The 23,195-nt window shown below is 65.2% G+C and carries 22 protein-coding genes; 8 read left to right on the top strand and 14 right to left on the bottom strand.

All coding sequences use genetic code 11. The features are described from left to right. Positions 1 to 64 precede the first annotated feature (64 nt). Positions 65 to 451 carry a helix-turn-helix domain-containing protein gene (locus E4S61_RS08570; RefSeq protein ID WP_135303523.1) on the bottom strand — a complete coding sequence of 129 codons (387 nt, stop codon included), beginning with the start codon at positions 449 to 451 and terminating at the stop codon, positions 65 to 67. A gap of 50 nt (positions 452 to 501) precedes the next feature. Next, positions 502 to 756 carry a hypothetical protein gene (locus tag E4S61_RS08565; RefSeq protein WP_135303522.1) on the bottom strand — a complete coding sequence of 85 codons (255 nt, stop codon included), beginning with the start codon at positions 754 to 756 and terminating at the stop codon, positions 502 to 504. Between the two features lie 211 nt (positions 757 to 967). Here E4S61_RS08565 and E4S61_RS08560 point away from each other — a divergent pair, with 211 nt between their 5' ends. Both E4S61_RS08560 and E4S61_RS08555 read left to right on the top strand, forming a co-directional pair. Then, positions 968 to 1,711: an SDR family oxidoreductase gene (locus tag E4S61_RS08560; protein ID WP_135303521.1), complete on the top strand. Its 744-nt coding sequence runs from the start codon at positions 968 to 970 to the stop codon at positions 1,709 to 1,711. A 178-nt stretch (positions 1,712 to 1,889) separates the two neighbouring features. Next, positions 1,890 to 2,066 carry a DUF7317 family protein gene (locus E4S61_RS08555; protein WP_135303520.1) on the top strand — a complete coding sequence of 59 codons (177 nt, stop codon included), beginning with the start codon at positions 1,890 to 1,892 and terminating at the stop codon, positions 2,064 to 2,066. A 167-nt stretch (positions 2,067 to 2,233) separates the two neighbouring features. Here the strand turns inward: E4S61_RS08555 and argF are convergent, their stop codons facing one another. The 9 genes from argF to E4S61_RS08510 form a co-directional block, all read right to left on the bottom strand. After that, entirely contained in the window at positions 2,234 to 3,124 is an 891-nt protein-coding gene (gene argF, locus E4S61_RS08550; RefSeq protein ID WP_135303519.1) for an ornithine carbamoyltransferase, read from the bottom strand. Between the two features lie 2 nt (positions 3,125 to 3,126). After that, positions 3,127 to 4,182 carry a [LysW]-lysine hydrolase gene (locus E4S61_RS08545; RefSeq protein ID WP_135303518.1) on the bottom strand — a complete coding sequence of 352 codons (1,056 nt, stop codon included), beginning with the start codon at positions 4,180 to 4,182 and terminating at the stop codon, positions 3,127 to 3,129. Continuing rightward, on the bottom strand, positions 4,179 to 5,306 hold the full coding sequence (locus tag E4S61_RS08540) for an aspartate aminotransferase family protein (RefSeq protein WP_135303517.1): 1,128 nt from the start codon (positions 5,304 to 5,306) through the stop codon (positions 4,179 to 4,181). Before E4S61_RS08540 ends, E4S61_RS08545 begins: the two co-directional genes overlap by 4 nt. A gap of 58 nt (positions 5,307 to 5,364) precedes the next feature. Next, positions 5,365 to 6,204 carry an acetylglutamate/acetylaminoadipate kinase gene (locus E4S61_RS08535; protein ID WP_135303516.1) on the bottom strand — a complete coding sequence of 280 codons (840 nt, stop codon included), beginning with the start codon at positions 6,202 to 6,204 and terminating at the stop codon, positions 5,365 to 5,367. Positions 6,205 to 6,223: 19 nt separating this feature from the next. Beyond that, complete coding sequence (gene argC / locus E4S61_RS08530; RefSeq protein ID WP_135303515.1) at positions 6,224 to 7,261, bottom strand: N-acetyl-gamma-glutamyl-phosphate reductase; 1,038 nt, start codon at positions 7,259 to 7,261, stop codon at positions 6,224 to 6,226. After that, a complete protein-coding gene (gene lysX, locus E4S61_RS08525) occupies positions 7,258 to 8,154 on the bottom strand; it encodes a lysine biosynthesis protein LysX (RefSeq protein ID WP_135303514.1) in 897 nt (298 codons plus the stop codon). Before lysX ends, argC begins: the two co-directional genes overlap by 4 nt. Positions 8,155 to 8,238: 84 nt before the next feature. Beyond that, positions 8,239 to 8,403 carry a lysine biosynthesis protein LysW gene (lysW, locus tag E4S61_RS08520; protein ID WP_135303513.1) on the bottom strand — a complete coding sequence of 55 codons (165 nt, stop codon included), beginning with the start codon at positions 8,401 to 8,403 and terminating at the stop codon, positions 8,239 to 8,241. 164 nt (positions 8,404 to 8,567) lie between these two features. Then, entirely contained in the window at positions 8,568 to 10,061 is a 1,494-nt protein-coding gene (gene argH / locus E4S61_RS08515; RefSeq protein ID WP_135303512.1) for an argininosuccinate lyase, read from the bottom strand. Positions 10,062 to 10,065: 4 nt separating this feature from the next. Then, positions 10,066 to 11,331, bottom strand: a complete 1,266-nt coding sequence (locus E4S61_RS08510) for an argininosuccinate synthase (protein WP_135303511.1) — start codon at positions 11,329 to 11,331, stop codon at positions 10,066 to 10,068. Positions 11,332 to 11,683: 352 nt separating this feature from the next. Between E4S61_RS08510 and E4S61_RS08505 the strand changes: the two genes are divergently transcribed. The 6 genes from E4S61_RS08505 to E4S61_RS08480 all read left to right on the top strand — a co-directional run bounded on the left by E4S61_RS08505 (position 11,684) and on the right by E4S61_RS08480 (position 17,556). After that, the gene (locus E4S61_RS08505) at positions 11,684 to 11,872 is read left to right on the top strand and encodes a DUF7554 family protein (RefSeq protein WP_135303510.1); all 189 of its coding nucleotides are present in this window, start codon (positions 11,684 to 11,686) and stop codon (positions 11,870 to 11,872) included. Positions 11,873 to 11,935: 63 nt separating this feature from the next. Next, on the top strand, positions 11,936 to 12,421 hold the full coding sequence (locus E4S61_RS08500; protein ID WP_135303509.1) for a DUF6789 family protein: 486 nt from the start codon (positions 11,936 to 11,938) through the stop codon (positions 12,419 to 12,421). Positions 12,422 to 12,498: 77 nt separating this feature from the next. After that, the gene (locus E4S61_RS08495) at positions 12,499 to 13,008 is read left to right on the top strand and encodes a 2'-5' RNA ligase family protein (RefSeq protein WP_135303508.1); all 510 of its coding nucleotides are present in this window, start codon (positions 12,499 to 12,501) and stop codon (positions 13,006 to 13,008) included. A gap of 136 nt (positions 13,009 to 13,144) precedes the next feature. Further along, positions 13,145 to 13,567, top strand: coding sequence for a PPC domain-containing DNA-binding protein (locus tag E4S61_RS08490; protein ID WP_135303507.1), 423 nt, complete (start codon positions 13,145 to 13,147; stop codon positions 13,565 to 13,567). Between the two features lies 1 nt (position 13,568). Continuing rightward, the gene (locus tag E4S61_RS08485; protein ID WP_135303506.1) at positions 13,569 to 17,255 is read left to right on the top strand and encodes a DNA polymerase II large subunit; all 3,687 of its coding nucleotides are present in this window, start codon (positions 13,569 to 13,571) and stop codon (positions 17,253 to 17,255) included. Between the two features lie 85 nt (positions 17,256 to 17,340). After that, positions 17,341 to 17,556: a hypothetical protein gene (locus E4S61_RS08480; RefSeq protein ID WP_135303505.1), complete on the top strand. Its 216-nt coding sequence runs from the start codon at positions 17,341 to 17,343 to the stop codon at positions 17,554 to 17,556. On the opposite strand, the gene E4S61_RS08475 is transcribed toward E4S61_RS08480, so the two are convergent. The 3 genes from E4S61_RS08475 to serA all read right to left on the bottom strand — a co-directional run bounded on the left by E4S61_RS08475 (position 17,557) and on the right by serA (position 23,053). After that, positions 17,557 to 19,539 carry an ATP-binding protein gene (locus E4S61_RS08475; protein WP_135303504.1) on the bottom strand — a complete coding sequence of 661 codons (1,983 nt, stop codon included), beginning with the start codon at positions 19,537 to 19,539 and terminating at the stop codon, positions 17,557 to 17,559. It lies immediately after the preceding gene. Continuing rightward, the gene (locus E4S61_RS08470; protein WP_135303503.1) at positions 19,536 to 21,377 is read right to left on the bottom strand and encodes a PAS domain-containing sensor histidine kinase; all 1,842 of its coding nucleotides are present in this window, start codon (positions 21,375 to 21,377) and stop codon (positions 19,536 to 19,538) included. Before E4S61_RS08470 ends, E4S61_RS08475 begins: the two co-directional genes overlap by 4 nt. Positions 21,378 to 21,466: 89 nt before the next feature. Beyond that, positions 21,467 to 23,053: a phosphoglycerate dehydrogenase gene (serA, locus tag E4S61_RS08465; protein ID WP_135303502.1), complete on the bottom strand. Its 1,587-nt coding sequence runs from the start codon at positions 23,051 to 23,053 to the stop codon at positions 21,467 to 21,469. Positions 23,054 to 23,195: the final 142 nt, after the last annotated feature.

The raw sequence follows: 23,195 nt of genomic DNA, 5'->3' as shown, positions 1-23,195 counted from the left end.
CGATTGTCGTCAGAAGCGTGTCGCGAGCGGGAGCTTTCTGTGCGACTTGGGTGACGCTCTGCAGTTAGACGTTGCAAGCGTCGAACTCGTCGATTCGGTCGTGGACCGCCGCCGCCCACTCGTCAAGCGTCTCGTGCATCAACTCGCGAGCCTCGGCGGGGGGTCTCGCTGTATACTGATAGACGTGGCCGCCGCCGTCGAGCAGTCGGCGCTCGCGGGTCGCGAGTCCCTTCTCGCGGAGCGTCGAGAGCGACCGATTCACGTTCGAGCGGTCGCGGTCGAGGACGTTCGCAAGTTCCGCGACGGTGCTACCGGGGTTTTCGAGCAAGGTCTGATAGGTCCGCACTTCGTGTTCCTGCACGCCGAAGACACAGGCCATCACCTCCGTCAGCGACGGTTCGTCGTCGACCATGAGTTCGCGGAACCCGTCTGTCGAGGGGTCGATTGCCATGTGCGACGGTTAAGCGCGCTTCACGCATAAGCAGGGCCGTTACCCGTAGCTCACCGGGTGGTGTTCGTGTCACCGGCTTCACGGCCGTAGCCCTGTCGTTCCAGACAGGTTCGCATCTCCGCCCGCGAGTCGTGTCTGTGCAGGCGCGTCGGCGTATCGCAGTACCAGACCCCGTCGTAGCGTAGCGTCACCTCGTGGGCGTCACCGAGAAACTCTGTGTGGACGACGACGCGGCGACCGGATTCGAGCGTCTCCAGCAGGTCCTCGATGCTCGCTTCGCCGGCCTCGACGACCAATGGCTCCATCGCCTGGAAGTACCACCGCCACCGGCTTATACCGTCGGTCGAAGTCAAAATGTGGCAAACGTTGGCAAACTGTTCGAAAAGGCCATCGTTTCGAGTGGAACGACTCGCGGCGATAGTGTGCTAACTGTTCCCGAACGTAGCGAAAAGGGTAGCGTTTCGGGTGGAACCCGCGGGCGCAAGGACTATCGACACGTCAGCCGACACTTCGTCTATGGTACGCGATACGCTAACAGAGAGCGTCGTCTTGGTCACCGGAGCGAGTTCGGGTATCGGAGCAGCGACCGTCCGGCGAGTCGCCAGCGATGGCGCAGCTGTCGCCCTACTGGCCCGTCGCGAGGACCGACTCAAAGAGCTCGCAAACGATGTCGCCGAGGAGTTCGACGTTGCGACGCACGTCGTCCCGGCGGACGTCAGCGACCCCGCGCAGGTCACGGCCGCAGTCGAATCGACCGTCGAGACGCTCGGGTCGCTCGACGGCGTCGTCGTCAACGCCGGGCTCGGGCGCGGCGACGACGTGGAGACGATGACCGACGACGAGTACCGGACGATGATGGACGTGAACGTCGACGGCGCGTTCTATACCGCTCGCGAGGCGCTCCCGTCCCTTCGCGAGAACGACGGAATACTGGTCTTCATCGGCAGTTTCGCCGGGCAGTACCCCCGACCGTTCAACCCCGTCTACGCCGCCACGAAGTGGTGGGTCCGTGGCTTTGCGATGAGCCTCGCCGGACAGGTCGGTGGCGAGGAAGTGGGCGTCTCCGTCGTCAACCCGACGGAGGTCCGCTCGGAGTTCGGCAGCGAGGAGGGAGAGTCCTTCGAGGACCGCTTCGACCCCGGCGAGGTCACCGAGCCCGAGGAGGTAGCCGACGCCGTCGCCTTCGCCCTGGCCCAGGAACCACCGACCACGGTCAACAGCATCGACGTCTACCGCCGGGACAAGTTCGGCGGTTTCTGAGCCGACTCGTTCGAAGATCTTGGGCGTCTCGACGGACGGCTTCTTAGTGCCATTCGTACATTCTTATCTATATTTATTTCACGTTCGTTCTATTTCTCCCGGATTAGAGCAATACTAGGGTAGCATTTCCCACACTAGGTTTAATATCCTGCAGCGTATCGATATCGTCGTAGCGAAAATGTCACGCAAATCGTTCACGGCGGCCCTGACCCTGTACCGCAGCCGAACGTTCACGCTCGAACAGGCGGCGAGTCACAGCGGTGTCTCGCCGTCGCAGTTCGAATCGGCCCTCCGTTCGCGGGGGATTCCGGTACGTGAGCAGGTGCGCAGATCGCCCGTCGACGCCGCAGAGTAGACCCGATTGCGCTCCCGTCAGCGATGGTGTTGCCAGCCACCGCTCGCGCAAAAAGGTGGTCTTGCTGAGCGAAGCGAAGCAAGGCTCGTCAGAGCGAAGTCGCTCTCTCGAACGACTTCGCTCTGACGGTGGCGAAAAAGCCGCGCTTCACTTCGTTTAGCGCGGACCTAGTTTCTATCCGCTAACCACGTCAGCAGCCCGTTCTGCGCGTGCATGCGGTTCTCTGCCTGATTCCAGACGACGGCGTTCTCCGACTCGATGACGTCGTCGGTAACTTCCTCGCCGCGGTGGGCGGGCAGGCAGTGCATCAGCGTGCGGTCGCCAAGCAGGTCGGTCGTGACCTGAAAGCCGTCGAAGTCGGCGAGTTTCGCCTCGCGGCGATCCTCCTGGCCCATACTGACGAAGACGTCCGTGTAGACCACGTCTGCGCCGTCGACGGCCGCTTCGGGGTCGTGGGTCGTCTCTGGCGCGTTGTCGAACTCGGCGGCTCGCTCCACGACGCCGTCGGTCACTTCGTAGCCCTTGGGGGTGGCGACGGTGAGGTCGATGCCGGTCATCGCCGCACCCAGCACGAACGACTGGCAGACGTTGTTGCCGTCGCCGACCCACGCCACCGAGACGTCCTCGAACCCGCCGAACTCCTCGCGGATGGTCAGCAGGTCGGCGAGCGTCTGGCAGGGGTGGGCATCGTCGGTCAGGGCGTTGATGACCGGCACGTCGGCGTACTCGGCCAGTTTCTGGGCATCGGCGTGGTCGAAGACGCGAGCCATCACGAAATCGACGTACCGCGAGAGCGCTCGGGCCGTGTCCTTAACTGGTTCGCCGTGGCCCAGGTGGATGTCGTCCGGGCCGAGGAAGACGGCGTGACCGCCGAGTTTCGTCATTCCCGTCTCGAAGGAGACGCGGGTCCGCGTCGACGGCTTCTCGAAGATCATCCCCAGCGTCCGCTGGTCGAGTGCGTCGTCGTACGTCTCGGGGTCGGCCTTGATGTCGGCGGCGCGGTCGAGCACCGCGGTCAGTTCGTCGGTCGTGAGGTCGTCGACGTCGAGCAGGTCCATGGTTACAGCAGGCGTTCAGTCACGTCCGTGAGGACGCTCACCGCGCGGTCGTACTCCGCGAGGTGGATGTGTTCGTTGGGCGCGTGGTCCAGGTCGGAGTCGCCAGGGCCGTAGGTCGCCATCGGGCAGTCCCACGACTGGGCGAAGACGTTCATGTCGCTGGTCCCGGTCTTCCGGAGCAGCGTGGGGTCGCCGCCATGCTGTCGGATGGCAGCTCGGAACGCCCGAGCGACGCTCGTCCGGGGGCTCTGCATCACCGGTTCGACCTTGTCGTCCCAGTTGACGGTGCCGTTACCGAGGTAGCCGTCCGCTATCTCCCGAATCTCGTCGGTGGTGTATTCGGGAGGAACTCGCAACTGGACGTCCATCGTCGTCTCGACGCTCAGCCCGTCTTCGGAGGTCCCGCCGTCGATGTCGACGGGTTTGCAGGTGACGCGCTCGAAGACAGGAATCCAGTCGTCGGGGTCGAACTCCGCTTCGACGGCCGACCACCAGTCGATGGCGTCCTGAATCGCGTTGTTCTCCGGGCGCGAGGAGTGGCCGGACTCGCTGGTGGCGACGTAGGTGCCCGCCAGGAGTCCGCGGTAGCCGAGCGTGATGCCCTCCCAGCCGGAGGGCTCGCCGTTGACGACGGCATCGGGTGCGCTCTCGCGGTCTTTGACGAGATATCGCGCGCCTTTGGAGTCGACTTCCTCGCCGACGACGCCGACGAACGACGCGCCGGTGCGGACGGCGGCGGCGGCCATCGAACACAGCGGTCCCTTCGCGTCGACGCTGCCGCGGCCCCACAGCACCTCGCCGTCGTCGCTCTCCTCGATACGGACCGGAATATCGCCCGGGACGGTGTCGATGTGCGAGGTCAGCAGGACGCCGTCGTCGGCGGGCGCGCGGACGTTGCCGACCTCGTCCAGCCACGCCTCGCGGTCGTGGTCCTCGAAGAAGTCGACGAGTCGCTCCGCGGCCTCGCGTTCGTTCCGCGAAACCGAGGGGATGCGGACGACGGCTTCGAGCAGTTCGCGAGCTTCGGTGTCGGCCTCGACGGCGGCGGCTTCGCTCATCCGATCACCTCGGTCATCGCCTCGACTACGGCGTCGGCGTGGTCCTCGTCGATGGTCAGCGGCGGGAGCAGGCGTACGACGGTCCGGCCCGCGGGCAGGGCGAGCACCTGGTGATGCAGCGCGAGTTGCTTCAGCGCCTTGTTCGCGCCGCGGCCGACCTCGACGCCGACCATCAGGCCCTCTCCACGGATGTCCCGCACCTCGTCGCCGATAGCGGATTCCAGTTCCGTCTGGAGATAGTCGCCCATCGCGGCGGCGTTCTCGGGGACGGACTCGTCTAACATCGTCGAAACCGTCGCGCCCGCGGCGGCGGAGATGACTGGCCCGCCGGAGAACGTCGAGGCGTGCGAGCCGTAGTCCTCGGCGATCCAGTCCCGACAGAGCGTCGCACCGACGGGGAACCCGTTGCCCAGTCCCTTCGCCGACGTTATCATGTCCGGGGTCACGTCCGCACGCTGGGAGTTCCACAGCGCGCCGGTCCGGCCCATGCCGGTCTGGACCTCGTCGAAGATGAGCGCGGTGCCCGTCTCCTCGGTTATCTCGCGGGCCGCTTCCAGATACTCGGTCGAGGCGGGGTTGATACCGCCCTCGCCCTGTACCGGTTCGACGATGAACGCAGCAGTGTCGTCGTCGATCGCCTCGGAAAGGGCGTCGGCGTCGTCGTAGGGGACGAACTCCACGTCGCCGATGAGCGGTTCGTAGGGCTTCTTGTACTTGCTCTTCCACGTCGTGGCGAGCGCCCCCATCGTCCGGCCGTGGAAGCCCTTCATCGTGGCGACGATCTTCGAGTTGCCGGTGGCCGAGCGGGCGAACTTCAGCGCCGCCTCGTTGGCCTCGGTCCCGGAGTTACAGAGCCACGTCTTGTCGATTGGGTCCGGCGCGGTGTCGGCGAGCAGTTCGTACAGCGCCGTCCGCTGTGCGTTCGGATAGGACGCCTGTACGTAGGTCAGTTTCTCGAACTGCTCGGTGACGGCCTCGTGAACGGCGTCGTGGCCGTGACCCAGGGGGACACAGGCGTAGGACGCACCCATGTCGAGGTACTCGGTACCGCTGTCGTCGTAGACGTACGCGCCGTCGCCGCGCTCTATCTGGATCGGTTTCTCGTTGAAGACGAATCCACTCACAGCGCCTCACCTCCGGTAAGCGCTGTGACGGCGAAATGCGTCGTTCGTATTTCGGTAGTCATGTGTTCTCCTCCTGAATCGCGCTCGCATGCATGTGCGTACCGCTGCCTTCGAGGGCAGACAAAATCGGCTCGTCGGCGTTGGCGTCGGCCACCACCACTTCGGACGCGCCGCCGTCAAGCGCTTCCTCGGCGGCCATGATCTTCCGACCCATGAACCCCTTGGCGGCGTCTTCGAGGGCATCCCAGTCGTCGGCCGTCTCGACGGACTCGATGAGCGTCGATGGGTCGTCGGCGTCGGCGTAGACGCCCTCGACGTCCGTCAACAGGACGAGCGTCGCGTCGAGTTCGGCGGCGATAGCGGCCGCCGAGCGGTCGGCGTCAGTGTTGACCGGGACGATTTCGCCGTCGTCGTCTCCAGCCATCGGCGGCGCGGCGACGGGCGTGTAGCCGTCGGAAAGTAGCGATTCCAGCAGGCCGCCGTTGACCTGCTTGATGGTGCCCGAGTGGTCGCCGCGGCGAATCTTCTTCTTGCCGTCCTCGACGACGCGGACTGCGGACTTTCGGGGGCCGTACAGCAACTTGCCGTCGACGCCGTTCAGCCCGACGGCGTCGACGCCCTCGCTCTGGAGACCCGCGACGAGTTGGGTGTTGAGGTGACCGAAGGCCATCTCGAACACTTCCATCGTGGCTTCGTCGGTGAACCGGCCGACGACGCCGCTCGGCGTCTCGACGTACTCCGGTTCGATGCCGAGTCGCTCCAGCGTCTCGTCGACCTTGGTGGAACCGCCGTGGACGACCACGACATCCTCACCGTCCTCCGTGAGCGATGCGACATCTGCGAGCGCCCCCGCTGGGTCAACAGCACGAGCGCCACCGACTTTGATAACTACAGTCATGAAAAGCTCCTGTCAGGGGTTACGGTGCGCCGACGGGGTGGAGCCCCTGGAACTCCAGACCCGCCGTCTCCTCGATGCCGAGGGCGACGTTCGCTGCGTGGACGGCCTGCCCCGCCGACCCCTTCATCATGTTGTCGATGGCCGAGAAGACGACCAGTCGCTTGTTCGCGGGATCGAGTTCGAAGCCGACCTCCGCGCGATTGGTCCCCGCGACGGCCTTCGGTTCGGGGTAGCGGTAGACGCCGCCACCACCGGCGACTAGCTCGACGAACGGTTCGTCTTCGTACTGGCCCCGGTAGGCTCCCCAGAGGTCACCCTTCGAGACTGGCCCGTCGGGGAAGACGTGACAGGTCGCACTCGCGCCACGGACCATGTCCACCGCGTGAACGGTGAAAGAGACGTCGACGCCGAGGAACTGCTGAATCTCGGCCTCGTGACGGTGACCCGTCGGGGCGTAGGGGCGGACGACGCCCGAACGCTCGGGGTGAGACGAAGCTTCGCCGCCGCCGGCTCCGCCCTCACTGGAGCCGACCTTCACGTCGACGACGATCTGCTCGTCGCCGGAGAGGATATCGGCCTCAAAGAGCGGCAGCAGACCCAGAATCGTCGCCGTGGCGTTACAGCCACCGGAGGCGATGAGCTCTGCGCCTGCGAGGTTGTCACGGTTGAGTTCGGGCAGCGCGTACTCGCTCTTTTCCAGCAGTTCCGGGCGCGTGTGCCCGTCGTACCACTCGTCGTACTGCGTTTCCGTCTCCAGACGGAAGTCAGCCGAGAGGTCTACGACGGTTCCGGCGGCGTCCTGAAACGCGTCGATCTGCTCCATCGAGACGCCATGGGGCGTCGCGGCGAACAGCACGTCGACTGATTCCAGTTCCTCGGGCGAGGAAAACCGCAGGTCCGAGTGCCGGAGGTTGGGGTGCTGGTGACCGATGGTCTTGTTCGCCTTCGAGCGGCTCGTGGCCTGTTCGAGTTCGAACTCGGGGTGGCCGTCGAGCAGGCGAAGCAGTTCGCCGCCGGTGAATCCTGACCCGCCGACGACGCTCGCGGAGTACGTCATGCGGTGACCTCCGCGTCACTCTCGCTTGCCGCCTTCGATTCCAGCCAGTCGACGACCTCCGAGGGGACGTCCACGTCGCTGACCTCGTTCAACGCCTTGAACTCGACGGTGTGGTTGACCTCGTGGACGGTGTAGTCCGCGAAATCACCGCTCTCCTCGTCGTAGCCGACCTCCATTAGGTCGACACCGAGTAGCCCGCCGCCGACGGCGGCAGAAGCTTTCTCGACCAGTTCGAGCGCGCGGTCGTCCAGTTTGAAGGTGTTCGTTTCCGCACCCTTCGCGGCGTTGGTGAGCCAGTGGTCCGACGAGCGGACCATCGCGGCGACCGGTTCGCCGTCGACGGCCAGCACGCGGATGTCGCGGCCCGGCTTGTCGACGAACTCCTGAACGTAGAATATCTTGTGCTCGTAGTGACCGAGCGTCTCCTTGTGTTCGAGGATGGCCTCCGCGGCGTCGCGGGAGTCGATCTTGGCCATCAAGCGACCCCACGACCCGACGACGGGTTTGAGGACGCAGGGGTAGCCGAAGTCCTCGATGGACTCCAGCGCGGCGTCTTTCGTGAACGCCACGTCCGTGTTGGGCGTCGGCACGCCCGCCTCGACGAGGGCGAGGCTGTTTTTGACTTTGTCCGAACAGACCTCGGCGACATCGGGCCCGTTGACGACCGGCACGTCGTAGGCCGCGGCGAACTTCGTCGCGTAGACGCTCCGAGAGGTCGCCAGACAGCGGTCCACGACGAGGTCTAAGTCCTCGAACTCCGCGGGCGCTTCACTGATGTTGAACTGCTGTTTGCGGACGTCGATTTTCACGACCTCGTGGTCGCGGTCGCGCAGTTCCGACAGCAGGAGCTTCTCGTCCTTGCGGATGCGCGAGTAGAGCATTCCGACCTTCATGCTGTGGTCTCCGTGTGTTCGCGGGTCGCGGCGTCACGGGTCACAGTCACGAGCGACGCAACGCGCCGCGCCACCGCGAACACCTCACTCACCCCAGTCCTCTTCGAGCTCGGGCGCGCTGTCGAGCTCGACGGGATCCGTGGCGACGACTTCGAGTTCGGCACCACAGGTGGAACAGTCGACGATCTCTCCGACTTCGAGGTTGTCGTGCAGGGAGACGTCTGCCCCGCACTCGATGCATTCTGCCATTGTACCTCACCCTCGCACAGCCACTCACTTAAACCCTTCGAACCTATCAAATAGTATAGTATACCACACTAGCCACTAACGGCCTCTAATACCCTATATCCGCCCGTGGCTGAAAACAGTATCAGAGTTGTGGTATAAATTCCTCTCGCGGGGCTGGTCGTCGCTTAGACATAGCGACTCACCTCCGTCTCTCGGCGGTCTGTCGCGTGTTCGACGGCGTCCGAGCGCGCTTCGACGGTTTCGCGGTGTGCCGTCAGAACCTCTTTCGCGCCCGACACCTGTTCGGCGACGGCCGCAGGCGCGGGTCCACCGCGGGAGTCGCGCATGGCGACGCTCTCGGTCGGGTCGAGCGCCCGCTCGACGGCGTCGCGCTCGACGAACTGCGAGAGCGAATCGCCTAGCACGTCATCCGCGACGGCAGAGAGCGCCTCGTAGTCTGGGGCGTCCTCGTCCGCGTCGAGGTCCGCCGCCGCTTCCGCGACCACCTCGTGGGCGGTGCGGAACGGGACGCCGGCCATCGCCAGCAGGTCCGCCACGCCGGTGGCGGTGGCGAAACCCTCGCTGGCGGCGGCGGAAAGCGTCCCTTCAGGCCAGTCGGCCGTCGCCACCGCGCCCGCCGCGACTTCGACGCTCTCGGTGGCGCTGTCGATGGCGTCCCACGCGTGGCGGCCCGCACGTTGCAGGTCGCGGTTGTACGCGCGGGGCTGTCCTTTAAGGTTGGTCAGCAAGCCGTTCAGCCCGGCGGTCGCGTCGCCGGTGCGACCCCGCACCAGTTCCAGCGTGTCGGGGTTCTTCTTCTGAGGCATGATGGAACTCGTCGAGGAGTAGTCGTCGTCGAGTTCGACGTGGCCCTTACTGGCCATCACGACCACGTCCTCGGCGAGGCTCGACAGTGTCGTGGCCAGCGTGGCGACGGCGCTCGTCGTCTCGACGAGGAAGTCACGCGTCGCCGAGGCGTCCATCGAGTTCTCCGCAACCGAGTCGAATCCCAGCAGTTCGGCGGTGCGTTCGCGGTCCACGTCGAAGGGGGTCCCCGCGAAGGCGGCCGCGCCGAGCGGATTCTGGTTGATGCGCTCGTAGGCATCTAGCAGGCGACCGGTGTCGCGCTGGAGCGCCTGTTCGTAGGACAGCGCCCAGTGAGCTACCGTCGTCGGCTGTGCGGGCTGGAGATGCGTATAGCCCGGCATCACCGTCTCGCGCTCCTCGCGGGCTACCGCGAGCAACTGCTCGCGTGCGCCGACGAGCGTCGAGAGCAGGGCGAGGGCGTCCTCACGCAGGCGATAGCGAATGCACGCGGCCACCTCGTCGTTGCGCGAGCGGGCGGTGTGCATCTTCCCGCCTTCGGGACCGACGCGGGAGATGACCGCGCTCTCGATGGCCTCGTGAACGTCCTCGCCGTCGGAGAGAGCGGCATGTCCCGCCGCTTCGACCTCGTCGAGGGCGGCCAGGATCTCGCCGACCGTCTCCGCTTCGACGATACCCTGCTCAGCGAGCATCACGACGTGAGCGCGGTCCACCGCGAGGTCGGCCGCGAAGATGCGCTCGTCGTCGGCGAGCGAGGAGAGGAACGACCGTGCCGGCCCGCCGGCGAAGCGGTCGCGGCGGACGACCGTCTCGTCGCCGTCTGCGTTCGCGGTGGGGTCCTCTCCGTCGCTCATCCGTCTATTCCTCCGACTCCTCGCTATTGCTTGCGGCGTCGCTCCCACCGTCGGTCACAGCCGCACTCTTTTTCGCGTCGTCGAGAATCTTGTTCGCCAGCCGGGACTGGAAGCCGTGGTACTTGGCGACGCCGGTGGCGTCCTGCTGGGTGATACCGCCAGTTACGTCCTCCTCGTCGAAAGAGGCCGCCGATTCACTGTAGACAGCGTAGTCAGATTCGCGCGAGACCGGGCGGCAGTGGCCGCCTTCGAGTTTCACCGTCACAGAGCCGGTGACGCGCTCGTTGGTGTCGTCGACGAACGCTTCGAGCGCGCTGACCAGCGGCGCGTCGACGAGGCCCTCGTAGGCCTTCTGGGACCACTGCTGGTCGACCTGCGCTTTGAACTGGCGCTCCTCCTGGGTGAGGACGAGCCCTTCGAGCGCCTCGTGGGCAGTTAGCAGGACGGTGGCCGCGGGATGCTCGTAGTTCTCGCGGACCTTGAGCCCGAGCATGCGGTCTTCCATCATGTCCGTGCGGCCGATACCGTGGGAACCCGCCTGTTCGTTGAGTTGCTCGATGAGCTCGACTTTGCCCAGTTCGTCGCCGTCGATGGCGACGGCCTCGCCGTCCTCGAACTCGATATCGACCAGTTCGGCGTCCTTATCCGAGGGATTCTCGGTCCACTTGTAGATGTCGTCCTCGGGAATCGTCGAGGGGTCTTCGAGTTCGGAGCCCTCGATGGAGCGGCTCCAGAGGTTCGTGTCGATGGAGTAGCGGCCGCCGTCACCGCCCTCGACGGGCAGACCCTTCTCCTGTGCGTACTCGTTTTCCCACTCGCGAGTGAGGCCGAGTTCGCGGACGGGGGCGATGACCTCCAGGTCCGAATCGCGCCAGATCGCCTCGAAGCGCAGTTGGTCGTTGCCCTTACCGGTACAGCCGTGGGCGATGCCGTTACAGCCCTCTTCTTCTGCGACCGAGAGGATGGCCTTGGCAATGACCGGGCGCGCGAGTGCGGTGCCCAGCGGGTAGCCCTGATAGTCGGCGTTGGCCTTCACAGCCTTGAGACAGAGGTCGGCGAACTCCTCTTTCGCGTCGACGACGTACTGCTCGACGCCGAGTGCCTCGGCCGTCTCCTCGGCCTCTTCGAACTCGTAGTCGGGCTGGCCGACGTCGACGGTGACGCCGATGACTTCGTCGTAGCCGAACTCCTCTTTGAGTAGCGAGACGCAGACTGTCGTGTCGAGCCCGCCGGAGAAGGCGAGCGCGACGGTTCCGTTTCCTTCTGGCATAGTTGTGTACTCTATGGGTTCCGTGGTGTGACTGTCGGTTTGGGATGACGCGCCGGACAGCCGACCGGCGGCGATTGGAGACGAAACGAACCGTGAAACGGAGTGAAAGTAGTAGTGGGCCTAGCAGAGGCCCGGTCGTCGTCGTCGCGGGGAGAAACGGACGGACCCATCGCTCGCGGCAGCGAGCGAATCGGTGGCGTGGGTCCGCGTCATGTATCTGCGACTACTGTAGGTCGAATACTAATAGCTTCCGTGTTCGTGTCGCCGTGTGCTTCCATCTCACGGGAGTCACTGCCAATATTCCCGCCACCGCGCCGCAAGCGGTTTCACTTCGCGCGGAGATGGCAACCACATGGACCGTGGCGATATCGACGTGGACACTCTCTTGCGCATCGTCCTCGTCCTCCTCGTCGTCTGGATCGCACTGGAAATCGTCGAAGGCCTATTGGGCATCCTCGGGTGGCTATTGGGACCGCTACAACCGCTCTTGGGGCTGGCGCTCGTCGTCCTCATCGTGCTATATCTGACCGACCGGCTCTGAACCTGTCTGCATTTTATTAGTCTTCGATTACACTTATTCGGCCCCCCGGCGTAGCTGGCAGGCATGGACCCCGTGAAAAGTAGCCTCGGCGGTGGCGTCGCCGCGACGATCGTCTTGGCAATATTCCTGTTCGTCGGGGACGCGCTACTCGCCGGAACGAACCTCTTCGTTCTTGCGACGTTCACGAGCCTCTGTTCGATCGGTGGCCCACCGTACTGCGAGCTGGGGACGCCGCAAGCGACGCTTCTGACGCTGGTCGTGCTGGTCGCGCTGTTCACGTTCGCGTGGCCGCTGTTTTTCGCCGGCTTCACGTGGGGCCTGCCAGGCGAGTCCGGCGTCGTCCACGGGTTGGTCTTCGGACTGGTCGTCTGGTCGGGCTACGCCGCCGTCCTCTGGATCGGCGTGTGGCTCGGCTGGGAAACGTTCGCCAGCGGCGGTCCAGTAGCGGCGGTCCTGCTGCTCGCGTACGCGGTCTACGGTGTCGTGCTGGGCGGCGTCTACGACCACCTCGCGGAACACCGAACGCTACTCGTGATAGAGTCGGACTGACCGATATCCATTCCGTGACTCTCTCTTTAGCCGGGCCGACCGCACGCCTTTTGCCGCCCGCTCGCCTCGGGCCGAGCGTGTACAGCCTGAACGTCCCGCTTCCGTCCGCGGTCACCTCGCTGGCCGGACGACTGGCCCGCGACCTCCCCTTGGCACAGGCCCGACCGCGGGGCGAGCATACGCTGGTCGCCAAGCGACTCGGCGGCGGCGACCACGCCGCCTACGCCACTATCGAAGGACGGGCGCGAGATGCCGTCCGCGGGACAGCGCCCTTCTCCGTTCGGGTCACGGGCGTCGACCAGTTCGAGGTGGCCGAAACCGGGTCCTCGCCGGTCGTCTACCTCGCCGTCGAGAGCCCCGAGCTGTTCGCGCTCCACGAGCGGCTCTGCGAGGCGTTTGACATCATCGACGGACTTGAAGGCGACGGCTACGTCCCCCACGTCACGGTCGCCCGGGGCGGCGACGCGGCGGCGGCCGAGCGGTTGGTCGGTCGGGAGATAGAGCCGGTCGAGTGGACCGTCGAACATCTCGAATTCTACGATGCCGAGCGCGGACAGTGGGTCAGTCGCGTGGCGCTACCGGCGTGACAGTTCAGTCGTGCGTCAGTTGAGTTGGGTACGCCAGCGAGAGCTGTTCTCGCGTCCGAACTGGCGGCGCTCGGCCGTCCCGCGTGGCGTCAGGACGTAGCAACGTTTTTGCCGTCGCCTCCCATCCAGTTCCTGTATGGATTATCGGGAGGTCGACACGGCCTCGGAGTACGTCTGCCGACTGGACCACGGCGCGGACTGGCGGGGACAGATAGAGGAGTTCGCCGCAGCACAGGACATCGACGCGGCCTTCTTCTACGGTCTCGGCGCGGTACAGGACGCCGAAGTGCTCTACTACGAGCAAGACCGACAGGAGTACGACGCCATCGAGTTCGACGAGCCGTTAGAAGTCGCGGCCTGCGTCGGAAACGTCTCGCATTTAGAGGGAGAGCGCTTCGCGCACACGCACGCGGTGCTCTCGCGGCCGGACGGGACGGCACTCGCGGGCCACTTAGACCGCGCGACGGTGTTCGCCGGGGAACTGTACGTCCGAGCGTTCGATACGCACCTGGAGCGCGAACACGACGAGGCGACGGACCTGGACCTCTGGAACCTCTGAGATGCGTGAGGCCGACGAGCGGTACTTCGAGACGCTGGAGACGGAACTCGACAGAGCGATGGCTGTCGCCGAACGCGCCCGCGAGCGCGGTGGCGACCCGGAGCCCGAAGTCGAGATTCCGACCGCGCGTGACATGGCCGACCGCGTCGAGAACATCCTTGGTATCGAGGGCGTCGCCGAGCGCGTGCGCGAACTCGAAGGCGAGATGTCCCGCGAGGAGGCCGCACTCGAACTCGTCGACGACTTCGTCGACGGCAGCGTCGGCGACTACGATACCCGCGAGGGGAAAGTCGAGGGGGCGGTCCGAACCGCCGTTGCCCTCCTGACGGAAGGTGTGGTCGCCGCCCCCATCGAGGGCATCGACCGCGTCGAGTTGCTCGAAAACGACGACGGGACGGAGTTCATCAACGTCTACTACGCCGGCCCGATTCGCTCTGCGGGCGGGACCGCACAGGCCCTCTCGGTGCTGGTCGCCGACTACGCCCGCGCGCTGCTCGGTATCGACCAGTACAAGGCCCGCGAGGAGGAGATCGGCCGCTACGCCGAGGAGATTGACCTCTACGACAAGGACACCGGCCTTCAGTACTCCCCGAAGGAGAAGGAGACGAAATTTATCGCCGAGAACATGCCCATCATGCTCGACGGGGAGGCTACCGGCGACGAGGAGGTCTCGGGGTATCGGGACCTAGAACGGGTGGACTCGAACTCCGCGCGTGGCGGGATGTGTCTCGTCCTCGCCGAGGGGATTGCCCTGAAAGCGCCGAAGATTCAGCGCTACACCCGCAATCTGGACGAGGTCGACTGGCCGTGGCTGCAGGACCTCATCGACGGTACTATCGGGGAGGGCGAGGCCGAGCAAGGGGATACCTCGGAAAACGCGAGCGGCGACGACGCGAGCGATACGGACGGTGAGAGCGACGACGGCGACGAAGAAGCCGAGAGCGAGGAGCAGGTCGGCCCGCCCCGCGTCGACCCCGCCAAGAAGTACCTCCGGGACCTCATCGCTGGTCGACCGGTGTTCTCGCATCCCTCGAAATCTGGCGGGTTCCGCCTGCGCTACGGCCGGGCACGCAACCACGGCTTCGCCACCGCCGGTGTCCACCCGGCGACGATGCACCTGGTCGACGACTTCCTCGCTACCGGGACCCAGATAAAGACTGAACGGCCCGGGAAAGCCGCCGGGGTCGTCCCCGTCGACACCATCGAGGGGCCGACCGTCCGGTTGGCCAACGGCGACGTGCGCCGAATCGACGACGCCGAGGAGGCCCTCGAAGTGCGAAACGGCGTCGAGAAGATTCTCGATTTGGGCGAATATCTGGTCAACTTCGGTGAGTTCGTCGAGAACAACCACCCGCTCGCGCCGGCCTCCTACACCGTCGAGTGGTGGGAGCAGGACTTCGGGGCCGCCGGCGCGGACGTCGCCGCGATGCGGGACTCTCCGCACGTCGACTTGGCCGACCCTAGCGCCGACGAAGCTCTCGAATGGGCAACCGAGTACGACGCGCCACTCCATCCGAAGTACACCTACCTCTGGCACGACGTGAGCGTCGAGCAGCTGGGGGCGCTGGCCGACGCCGTGGACGACGCGGAAATCACCGCGACGGATGGGGCACGCGAGACGCGGCCGAAGGGCGCGTCTCGGGACGGGAAGCGGGGAGCCGCCAGCGGCGGCGACCCGCGAGCGGCTACCGGCGACCTCGTCCTCCCGCGGAGCGACCCCGTCCAGACGGCGCTCGAACACCTGCTGGTCGAACACACACAGGACGACGACCGCCTCGTCGTCTCTGATTGGCTCCCGCTGGTTCGCACGCTCGGCTTCTCGCGGTCGCTTGAACGCGAGTGGTCGCTTTCGGACATCTCCGAGCGTGCGAAGACCTACGGCGAAGGGGAGGCGACTGACGCCATCGGCTACTCGCCCGAGGAGAACGACGGCAACGGCCTGAACGCCGTCCTCGCCGTCAACGAGATCTCGCCCTTCGAAGTACGGGAGCGGGCACCGACCCGTATCGGCAATCGGATGGGCCGCCCGGAGAAATCAGAGCGGCGGGACCTCTCGCCCGCGGTCCACACCCTCTTTCCCATCGGCGAGGCCGGCGGCTCCCAGCGCAGCGTCGCCGACGCGACCAAACACGCCGACTCGATGAGCGAGACGCCGGGCCGCGTCGAGGTGGAGGTGGCCCGCCGGCGCTGTCCGGCCTGCGGTACCGAGACCCACGAGGCCCGCTGTCCGGAGTGTGACGAGATTGCCGAGACAGTGTACGTCTGTCCCGACTGCGAGATGGAAGTCGACCCCGACGAGTCCGGCCGCGCCGAGTGCGGCCGCTGTGAGACGCTCGCCTCCCCGACCAAGTACGAGGTATTGGACCTGCAGGCCATCTACCGGGACGCCCTCGAAAACGTCGGTGAGCGCGAGACGGCCTTCGACAAACTGAAAGCGGTCAAGGGGCTCACCTCCGCAGAGAAACTGCCCGAACCGATGGAGAAGGGCGTCCTGCGGGCAAAACACGGCGTCTCGGCGTTCAAGGACGGCACCGTCCGCTACGACATGACCGACCTCCCGGTGACGGCCGTTCGGCCCGCCGAACTCGACGTGGAACCCGACCGCCTCCGACATCTGGGCTACGAGACGGACATCCACGGCGACCCGCTCACCCGCGCCGACCAACTGGTCGAACTGAAGGTCCAGGATATCGTCCTCTCGGACGGCGCGGCCGAACACATGCTCAAAACTGCTGACTTCGTCGACGACCTCCTGGAGCAGTACTACGGCCTCGGCCCGTACTACGAGTTCGAAGAGCGCGAGGAACTGGTCGGCGAACTCGTCTTCGGGATGGCCCCGCACACCAGCGCCGCGACAGTTGGCAGAGTTGTCGGATTTACGTCAGCTGCCGTGGGTTATGCTCATCCGTACTTTCACGCGGCGAAACGGCGGAATTGTGATGGCGACGAAGATTGCGTGATGCTTCTGATGGACGGCCTGCTCAACTTCAGCAAGTCCTACCTCCCCGACAAGCGCGGTGGTCAGATGGACGCGCCGCTGGTGATGTCTTCGCGTATCGACCCGAGCGAAATCGACGACGAGGCACACAACATGGACATCATGGACGCCTATCCGCGGGAGTTCTACGAGGCCACTCGCGAACTCACCGACCCTGCCGAGGTCGAAGACATCATGAAGATCGCCGAGGAGACGCTGGGGACCGACCGCGAGTACACCGACTTCCGGCACACCCACGACACGACGAACATCGCCGCGGGGCCGGACCTCTCGGCGTACAAGACCCTCGGATCGATGGAAGACAAGATGGACGCCCAGCTCTCCATCTCGCGGAAACTACGGGCCGTGGTCGAATCCGACGTAGCAGAGCGCATCATCGAGTACCACTTCCTGCCGGACCTCATCGGCAACCTCCGGGCGTTCTCCCGGCAAGAGGTCCGCTGTCTGGACTGCGGGGAGTCCTATCGCCGAATGCCGCTCACGGGCGACTGCCGGGAGTGTGGCGGCCGCGTGAACCTCACCGTCCACGAGGGGTCGGTCAACAAGTACATCGACACGGCCATCCGCGTCGCCGACGAGTTCGGTGCCCGGGACTACACGAAACAGCGCCTGAAAATCTTAGAGCGGTCTATCGAATCCGTCTTCGAGAACGACCACAACAAACAGTCCGGCATCGCGGACTTCATGTAGGGGTCGGCTGAGCACTCAGGACGCAAGACGGACGTGTGACGGCCGTCCGATGGGTGCTTTTGCCGGTAGGGGACAATTACCACACATGCCCACGCGACCCACCGGAGTGGCATCGCCCCCACCGACGCCAGCGATCGAGCGCGACCTCGTCACTCCGCATCGGACAGCGAACACGCCCTCGCAGTATCACCTGCTGCTCCTGCGCTATCAGATCACGGCCTTAGAGATGGAGTTAGAGTGCGAGCGGCAGCGTCGGCAGGAGATCATCGATCGGTACGAGCGACTGCTGGCCGAGCGCTGATCACCGGACGACGACGACGTCGGTGAACTCGAAGCGTGCGCCGCCCGACCCGCTCTCCGTGACACGAACAGACCACCCGTGGGCCTCTGCGATGGTTGAGACGATGTAGAGCCCGTAGCCCGTTCCGTCCTCGCTGTCGGTGTATCCCATCTCGAACACCGCCTCGCGCTCGTTTGCCGGGATCCCGGCGCCGTCGTCTTCGACGTAGAAGCCGTCGGCGAGCATCCCGACGGTAATCGTCACCGTGTCGGTCTCGTCGGCCGATCCCTGTTCCACACTGTCGTCGGATCCCGTCCGACTGCTTGTCGAACCGTGTTCGACACTGTTCTCGTGAGCCTGTGAACGAGAGCCTGTGGAACCGTGTTCCACACTGTTGCGAAACAGGTTCTCCAGCAGCTCCACCAGTCGGGAGCGGTCGGCTTCGATGGCCCCCAGTTCCTCGGTGACCACATCCGCGCGCTGGTCGGAGATGCTACCGTGGGTATCGATGACGGCATCTCGTAACTGGAGACGCTCGGTTTCGCCGACTGTCTGCCCTTTCTTCGCGAGCGTGAGCAGTTCCTCGGTCAGCTGTTCCATCCTGTCGAGGGCGCGGTCGACTTTCTCCAGATGCGCCGGCTTCGGATCGTCCTTCGCGAGGTCGACGGAGGAACTGGCGACGCTGAGCGGGTTACGAAGGTCGTGACTGACGATACTCGCGAACTCCTCTAGGCGCTCGTTCTGGAGTTCGAGTTCGCGTTCGCGTTCGGCACGGTCGAGCGCCGCCTCAACGTTCGCGGCGAAGATGTTCGAGAGGTCGTACGTGAACTCGTCTATCGTCTTCTCGCCGGTCGTGACGCCGAAGACGCCGTGGGTACCGAGCGGAATGAGCGCCGCCGCCGGCCGTTCGATTGTGTCCCAGTCAGTGACCACCTCGGTGCCGTCCGCGCAGACGAACAGCGACTCCCGCCGTTCGTACGCGCGTTCGTACCACTCGGCGTACTGGTCGTAGATGGTCGTCTCCTCGCTGGATTCGGCCGGTTGGAGCGGCCCACCGGCGCTATCGGCGAGGACGACCTGGACGCGCGGGAGCGCCGGGATGTCCTCTGCGATGGAGGCGGTCACATCGCTGATCTCGGTCCGGTCGCCCGCCCGGACGAGATCTCGGCTGGCCTCGTGGACCGCCCGGACGACGTGTTCCTGTCGCTTCTCTTCGGTGATGTCGCGCGTGCCGCCGACGATGCCGGTCACCGCCCCGGTCTGATCGTAGCGCGGAGCTTTCGTCGTGTTGACCCACTTGCTGCGGCCCTCAGTGTCGACGTAGTGTTCGACCTTGTTGAGCATCGGCTCTTCGGTCGCCATAATGCGCTGTTCCTCCTCGTAGAGGTCGTCAGCGAGGCTCATCGGCATGAGTTCGTAGTCAGTCAGACCGGTCAGTTCCTCGCGGTCGAACTCGTACTCCCCTGCCGTGACGGCGCTGGTGTCGACGAACCGTCCCACGTCGTCCTTGACGAACAGTTGGTGGGGAAACGACTCTAAGAGCGAGTCTAACAGCGCCGCGTCCGGCTGAAAGTGTTCTTCGAAGCCGGCGACTTGCTTGATTCGCCGCACGATGAGTTCCGTTCGCTCCCCGGTCATCGTCATCGCGGCGTCGCCGCCGCAGTCGACGACTCGATGCGTGAACTCCCGGGTCGTCATCATCGCCGATTCTATGTCGATACCGTAGACGGCAACCGGAACGTCGGGATGGAGCTCGTCAAGCTCATCGAGTTGTGCCAGCCCGTCGACGGCGTCGTGCGCCTCGGTTTCGGGCGCGTGCAACAACACACAGCAGTCAGTGCTGCCTTCGACGGCATCTATGTCCTCGGCAACCGTGACGGCGATGTCGTCGGTCGCTCGGAGCGCGGTGATTACCGGGGCCAGTCGCCCGTCGGGGTCGACACAGGAGACGGCGACCGGCGCGGTGGCGGACATCGTCGTTCGGTCGTCGCTATCGGCGGTCACTGAAGCGTCACTCCCGTTATCTCAAAGCGAGTGTCCCGGCCGTCGACGTCGGCACTCGTCACGGTCCACCCGTAGGCCTCCGCGATGGTCGAGACGATATAGCGGCCATACTGGGTCCAGTCGTCGGTATCGAGCGGCCGTGTCGCCGACTGGTCGGCTGCGTTCGGACGGTCACCGTCGGCCTGCTCGATGTAGAGCCCATCGTCGCCGACGCGACCGACGCGGATGGTCCGGTCGTCGACCTCACGAAGCAATACCCAGAAGAGGTTCTCGAACAGTTCCCGGAGACGGTCACGGTCGACGAGGACGGTCCCGGAGTCGATGAGTTCCAGCGTGGCCTCGCCGGTGTCGAGGGCGTTCCACGCGGTTTCGGCCAGTGTAGCGACATCGACTGGTGTTCGCTCCCCGACGATCTCGCCCTCGCGCGCGATCGTCAGCAGTTCGTCGACGAGGCGGTTCATCTGGGAGAGCGCGGCAGAGAGACGCTCTACGTGTTCGTCCGCTCCATCGAGCATCTCGGCCGCGCCGAACGCTATCTGCAGCGGGTTACGCAGGTCGTGACTGACCATCGTCGCGAACTCCTCTAAGCGCTGGTTCTGTCGCTCCAGTTCCGACTCACGGTTTCTGAGTTCCTGTTCCCGCCCCGCACGGTCCAGCGACGCCTCGACGGTCGCGCCCAGGACGTTTGCCAACTCCAGCGTGAACTCGTCGAGCGGGTCGGCCGGCCACAGTCCCAGCGCGCCGTGTCCGCCGAGCGGTAAGACGACGGCGTCGATGGCCGCCGGGTCGGCCGCGTCGGTTCGAACCGTCCGGCCGTCCGGTTCCGTCGTGACGTACTGTGAGTGGCCCGTCTCGAAGGCTCGCCAGAACCACCGTTCGTAGCGACGGAACGTCGATTCACCGTCGTCCGTCGGCTCCACCGGACAGAGCGTCTGTCCGTCGTAGAGCGCGACCTCCACCGCCGGCAGCGCCGTGATGTCGTCGGTGAGCGCCGTCGCCACCCGACAGACATCCGTCCGCGTTTCGGCTCGCATCAGGTCTCGGCTTCCCTCGTGGAGCGTCGCCAAGAGGCGTTCCCGATGGCGCGAGCGCGTCACGTCGCGCGTGCCGCCGACGATACCGGTCACGTTCCCCTCGGCGTCGTATCTCGGGACCTTCGTCGACGTCACCCAGTGGTCCTGTCCGTCCTCGACGTAGTGTTCGACGACGTCGACATGTGGCTCCTCCTGTTCGCGGATGCGGCGCTCTTGCTCGTAGAGCGCGTCGGCGAGGTCCGGAGGGAGCAGTTCGTAGTCCGTGAGCCCGACTAGCTGGTCGCGGTCGTACTCCTGTGACCGTGCCGCCGGGCAACTGTTGACGGCGAAGCGGCCGTGGTCATCTTTGACGTAGACCCCCTCGGGAAAGTAATCGAAGAAGTCTGCGAGCAACTGCTCTGGCGAATCGAATCCGTTCTCACTGGTCGCCGCACAGCGCAGTCGATAGGCCAATAGTTCGTCGCGTTCCGGCGGAACGTACACCGCGTCGGCAGCTCCTGCTTCGATGGCATCAGCGGCGACCGCAGCCCCTGGAAAGCCGATCGCGTAGAGCACGACCGGGCAGTCGACGGCCGCGAGTGCCGTCTCGACGCCGGCGACGCCGTCGCGTTTCGGCGTCGTCGTCTCGTCGTGGACCACGACCACGAGGTCGTACCCGTCGGTGTCAGTATCGGCGAGCGATTCCGGGTCAGCTACGTGGTCTATCTCGAATCCGCGTTCGGTGAGTGGGTCAACTAAGGCGTCGAATCGTCCACTCCCGTCCGCGAACAGCGTCCGAACCACCTGTTTGTCGTCCACTCCCATGCCACCATCTCGTTACCAGACAGTGACCACCCCGGCAGATAACCGTTCCCCTCGGAGAATCAGCGAGAAAAACCGCGTGCGCTCGCCGCCTACTCGTCGCCGAGTGCGACGTAGGTCGTCTCGATGATGCGGTCGTCTTCGTGCAGTTGCTCGATGATTTCCTCGCTCGGTTGGGAGTCGAGGTTGTACACCGAGAGGGCCTCCCCGCCGATGGTCTCGCGGCCGTTGAACATCCCGGCGATGTTTATCTCGGAGTCGCCCAGGACCGTCCCGATAAAGCCGATGGTGCCGGGCTCGTCCTTGTTGCGGACGACGAGCATGTGACCGTGGGGCACCGCCTCGATGCGATGGTCGTCGATGCGGACGATGCGGGACTCCTCGCCGCCGAACTGGGTCCCACAGACCGACACCGACTCGTCGCCGTCGGAGACGGTGACGGTGATGAGACTCTGGTAGTCTTCCGCAGAACTCGTCTTCGACTCCGTGACGTCGATGCCGCGCTGTTTGGCGATCTGCGGAGCGTTGACGGCGTTGACCTGAATATCCGACGGGGCGAAAACACCTTCGAGGGCGCTGGCCGTGACGTACTCGACGTCCTCGTCGGCGATGTCACCGGCGTAGGTCACTTCGACGGAGCTCATGTGGCTACCGAACAACTGGACTGCGATGCGACCAGCCGTGCTGGCCAGTTCGAGGTAGGGTTCGACGCGTTCGAAGGTCGCGCGGTCGAGCGACGGCGCGTTGAGCGCGTTCGCCACCGGTTGGTGGTTGAACGCAGCGACGACCTGGTCGGCCGTGGAGGTGGCGACGTTCTCTTGTGCCGCTTCCGTCGACGCGCCGAGGTGTGGCGTGAGGATGACGTCCTCGACGTCCAGTAGGGGGCTGTCCTCGGGGAGCGGTTCCTCGCCGAAGACGTCGAGCGCCGCCCCCTTGAGGACGCCGTCCTCGACGGCCTCGGCGAGGGCGGGCTCGTCGATGATACCGCCGCGGGCGCAGTTGACGACGTAGCCGCCTTCGAGTTGGGCGAGTTCCGTCTCGCCGATCATGTTCTCGGTCTCGGGGGTCAGCGGCGTGTGGATAGTGACGAAGTCGGCGGCGTCGAGACAGTCGTCGAGTTCGTCGACCAGTTCCGCACCAAACTGGTTCGCGCGGTCCTCGCTGATGTAGGGGTCGAACGTGACGATGTCCATCCCCAGGTTGCCAAGTCGCTTGGCGACTTCCTGGCCGACGCGGCCGAAGCCGACGACGCCCAGCGTCTTGTTGTTGACCTCGGTGCCGAGGAACTCGCCTTTCGCCCACTCGCCGGTCTTCATGCGGTCGTGAGCCTGTGGGATAGAGCGAGCGGTGGCAAAGGCCATCGCGACGGAGTGTTCGGCAGCGGCCCGAACGTTGCCTTCGGGGGCGTTAGCGACGATGACGCCGTGGTCGGTGGCGGCGTCGATGTCGATGTTGTCGACGCCGATGCCGGCCCGACCGACGATGACCAACTCGGGGGCGGCCGAGAGCACTTCGTCGGTGACTTCGGTGCCCGAGCGAACGATGAGCGCGTTCGCGTCCGACACCGCGTCGAGGAGCGCATCGCCCTCGACGTCGTAGGCTGTCTCCACTTCGTGGCCCGCCTCACGCAGCCGGTCGAGGCCGGCGTCGGCGATGGGGTCCGTGACGAGTACCTTCATATCGAATCGAACTTACCGGGGGGGCATAACGCTTGTTTTCTCGGGACGTACCGACGGGAATCCGCGACAGTATCGGCCGGTTTCGGCGTTTGAAACGTGCGTTGAAAAACCTCAAAACTTATTCAACCCATCTCCCAACACG

Origin of the sequence: Haloarcula amylovorans (assembly GCF_004681185.1) — an archaeon.
GTDB lineage: Archaea > Halobacteriota > Halobacteria > Halobacteriales > Haloarculaceae > Haloarcula > Haloarcula amylovorans.
The sequence above is the reverse complement of the archived record's forward strand: the minus strand, read 5'-3'. Positions and strand labels throughout refer to the sequence as shown.

What these genes read in the sequence shown, in the direction of transcription:
- serA (WP_135303502.1), bottom strand. Translation starts at nt 23,053, where the DNA reads ATGAAGGTACTCGTCACGGACCCCATCGCCGACGCCGGCCTCGACCGG.
- E4S61_RS08560 (WP_135303521.1), top strand. Translation starts at nt 968, where the DNA reads ATGGTACGCGATACGCTAACAGAGAGCGTCGTCTTGGTCACCGGAGCG.
- lysX (WP_135303514.1), bottom strand. Translation starts at nt 8,154, where the DNA reads ATGAAGGTCGGAATGCTCTACTCGCGCATCCGCAAGGACGAGAAGCTC.
- E4S61_RS08510 (WP_135303511.1), bottom strand. Translation starts at nt 11,331, where the DNA reads ATGCCAGAAGGAAACGGAACCGTCGCGCTCGCCTTCTCCGGCGGGCTC.
- E4S61_RS08485 (WP_135303506.1), top strand. Translation starts at nt 13,569, where the DNA reads ATGCGTGAGGCCGACGAGCGGTACTTCGAGACGCTGGAGACGGAACTC.
- argH (WP_135303512.1), bottom strand. Translation starts at nt 10,061, where the DNA reads ATGAGCGACGGAGAGGACCCCACCGCGAACGCAGACGGCGACGAGACG.
- lysW (WP_135303513.1), bottom strand. Translation starts at nt 8,403, where the DNA reads ATGGCAGAATGCATCGAGTGCGGGGCAGACGTCTCCCTGCACGACAAC.
- argC (WP_135303515.1), bottom strand. Translation starts at nt 7,261, where the DNA reads ATGACGTACTCCGCGAGCGTCGTCGGCGGGTCAGGATTCACCGGCGGC.
- E4S61_RS08490 (WP_135303507.1), top strand. Translation starts at nt 13,145, where the DNA reads ATGGATTATCGGGAGGTCGACACGGCCTCGGAGTACGTCTGCCGACTG.
- E4S61_RS08500 (WP_135303509.1), top strand. Translation starts at nt 11,936, where the DNA reads ATGGACCCCGTGAAAAGTAGCCTCGGCGGTGGCGTCGCCGCGACGATC.
- E4S61_RS08570 (WP_135303523.1), bottom strand. Translation starts at nt 451, where the DNA reads ATGGCAATCGACCCCTCGACAGACGGGTTCCGCGAACTCATGGTCGAC.
- E4S61_RS08470 (WP_135303503.1), bottom strand. Translation starts at nt 21,377, where the DNA reads ATGGGAGTGGACGACAAACAGGTGGTTCGGACGCTGTTCGCGGACGGG.
- E4S61_RS08480 (WP_135303505.1), top strand. Translation starts at nt 17,341, where the DNA reads ATGCCCACGCGACCCACCGGAGTGGCATCGCCCCCACCGACGCCAGCG.
- E4S61_RS08505 (WP_135303510.1), top strand. Translation starts at nt 11,684, where the DNA reads ATGGACCGTGGCGATATCGACGTGGACACTCTCTTGCGCATCGTCCTC.
- E4S61_RS08535 (WP_135303516.1), bottom strand. Translation starts at nt 6,204, where the DNA reads ATGACTGTAGTTATCAAAGTCGGTGGCGCTCGTGCTGTTGACCCAGCG.
- E4S61_RS08545 (WP_135303518.1), bottom strand. Translation starts at nt 4,182, where the DNA reads ATGAGCGAAGCCGCCGCCGTCGAGGCCGACACCGAAGCTCGCGAACTG.
- E4S61_RS08555 (WP_135303520.1), top strand. Translation starts at nt 1,890, where the DNA reads ATGTCACGCAAATCGTTCACGGCGGCCCTGACCCTGTACCGCAGCCGA.
- E4S61_RS08565 (WP_135303522.1), bottom strand. Translation starts at nt 756, where the DNA reads ATGGAGCCATTGGTCGTCGAGGCCGGCGAAGCGAGCATCGAGGACCTG.
- argF (WP_135303519.1), bottom strand. Translation starts at nt 3,124, where the DNA reads ATGGACCTGCTCGACGTCGACGACCTCACGACCGACGAACTGACCGCG.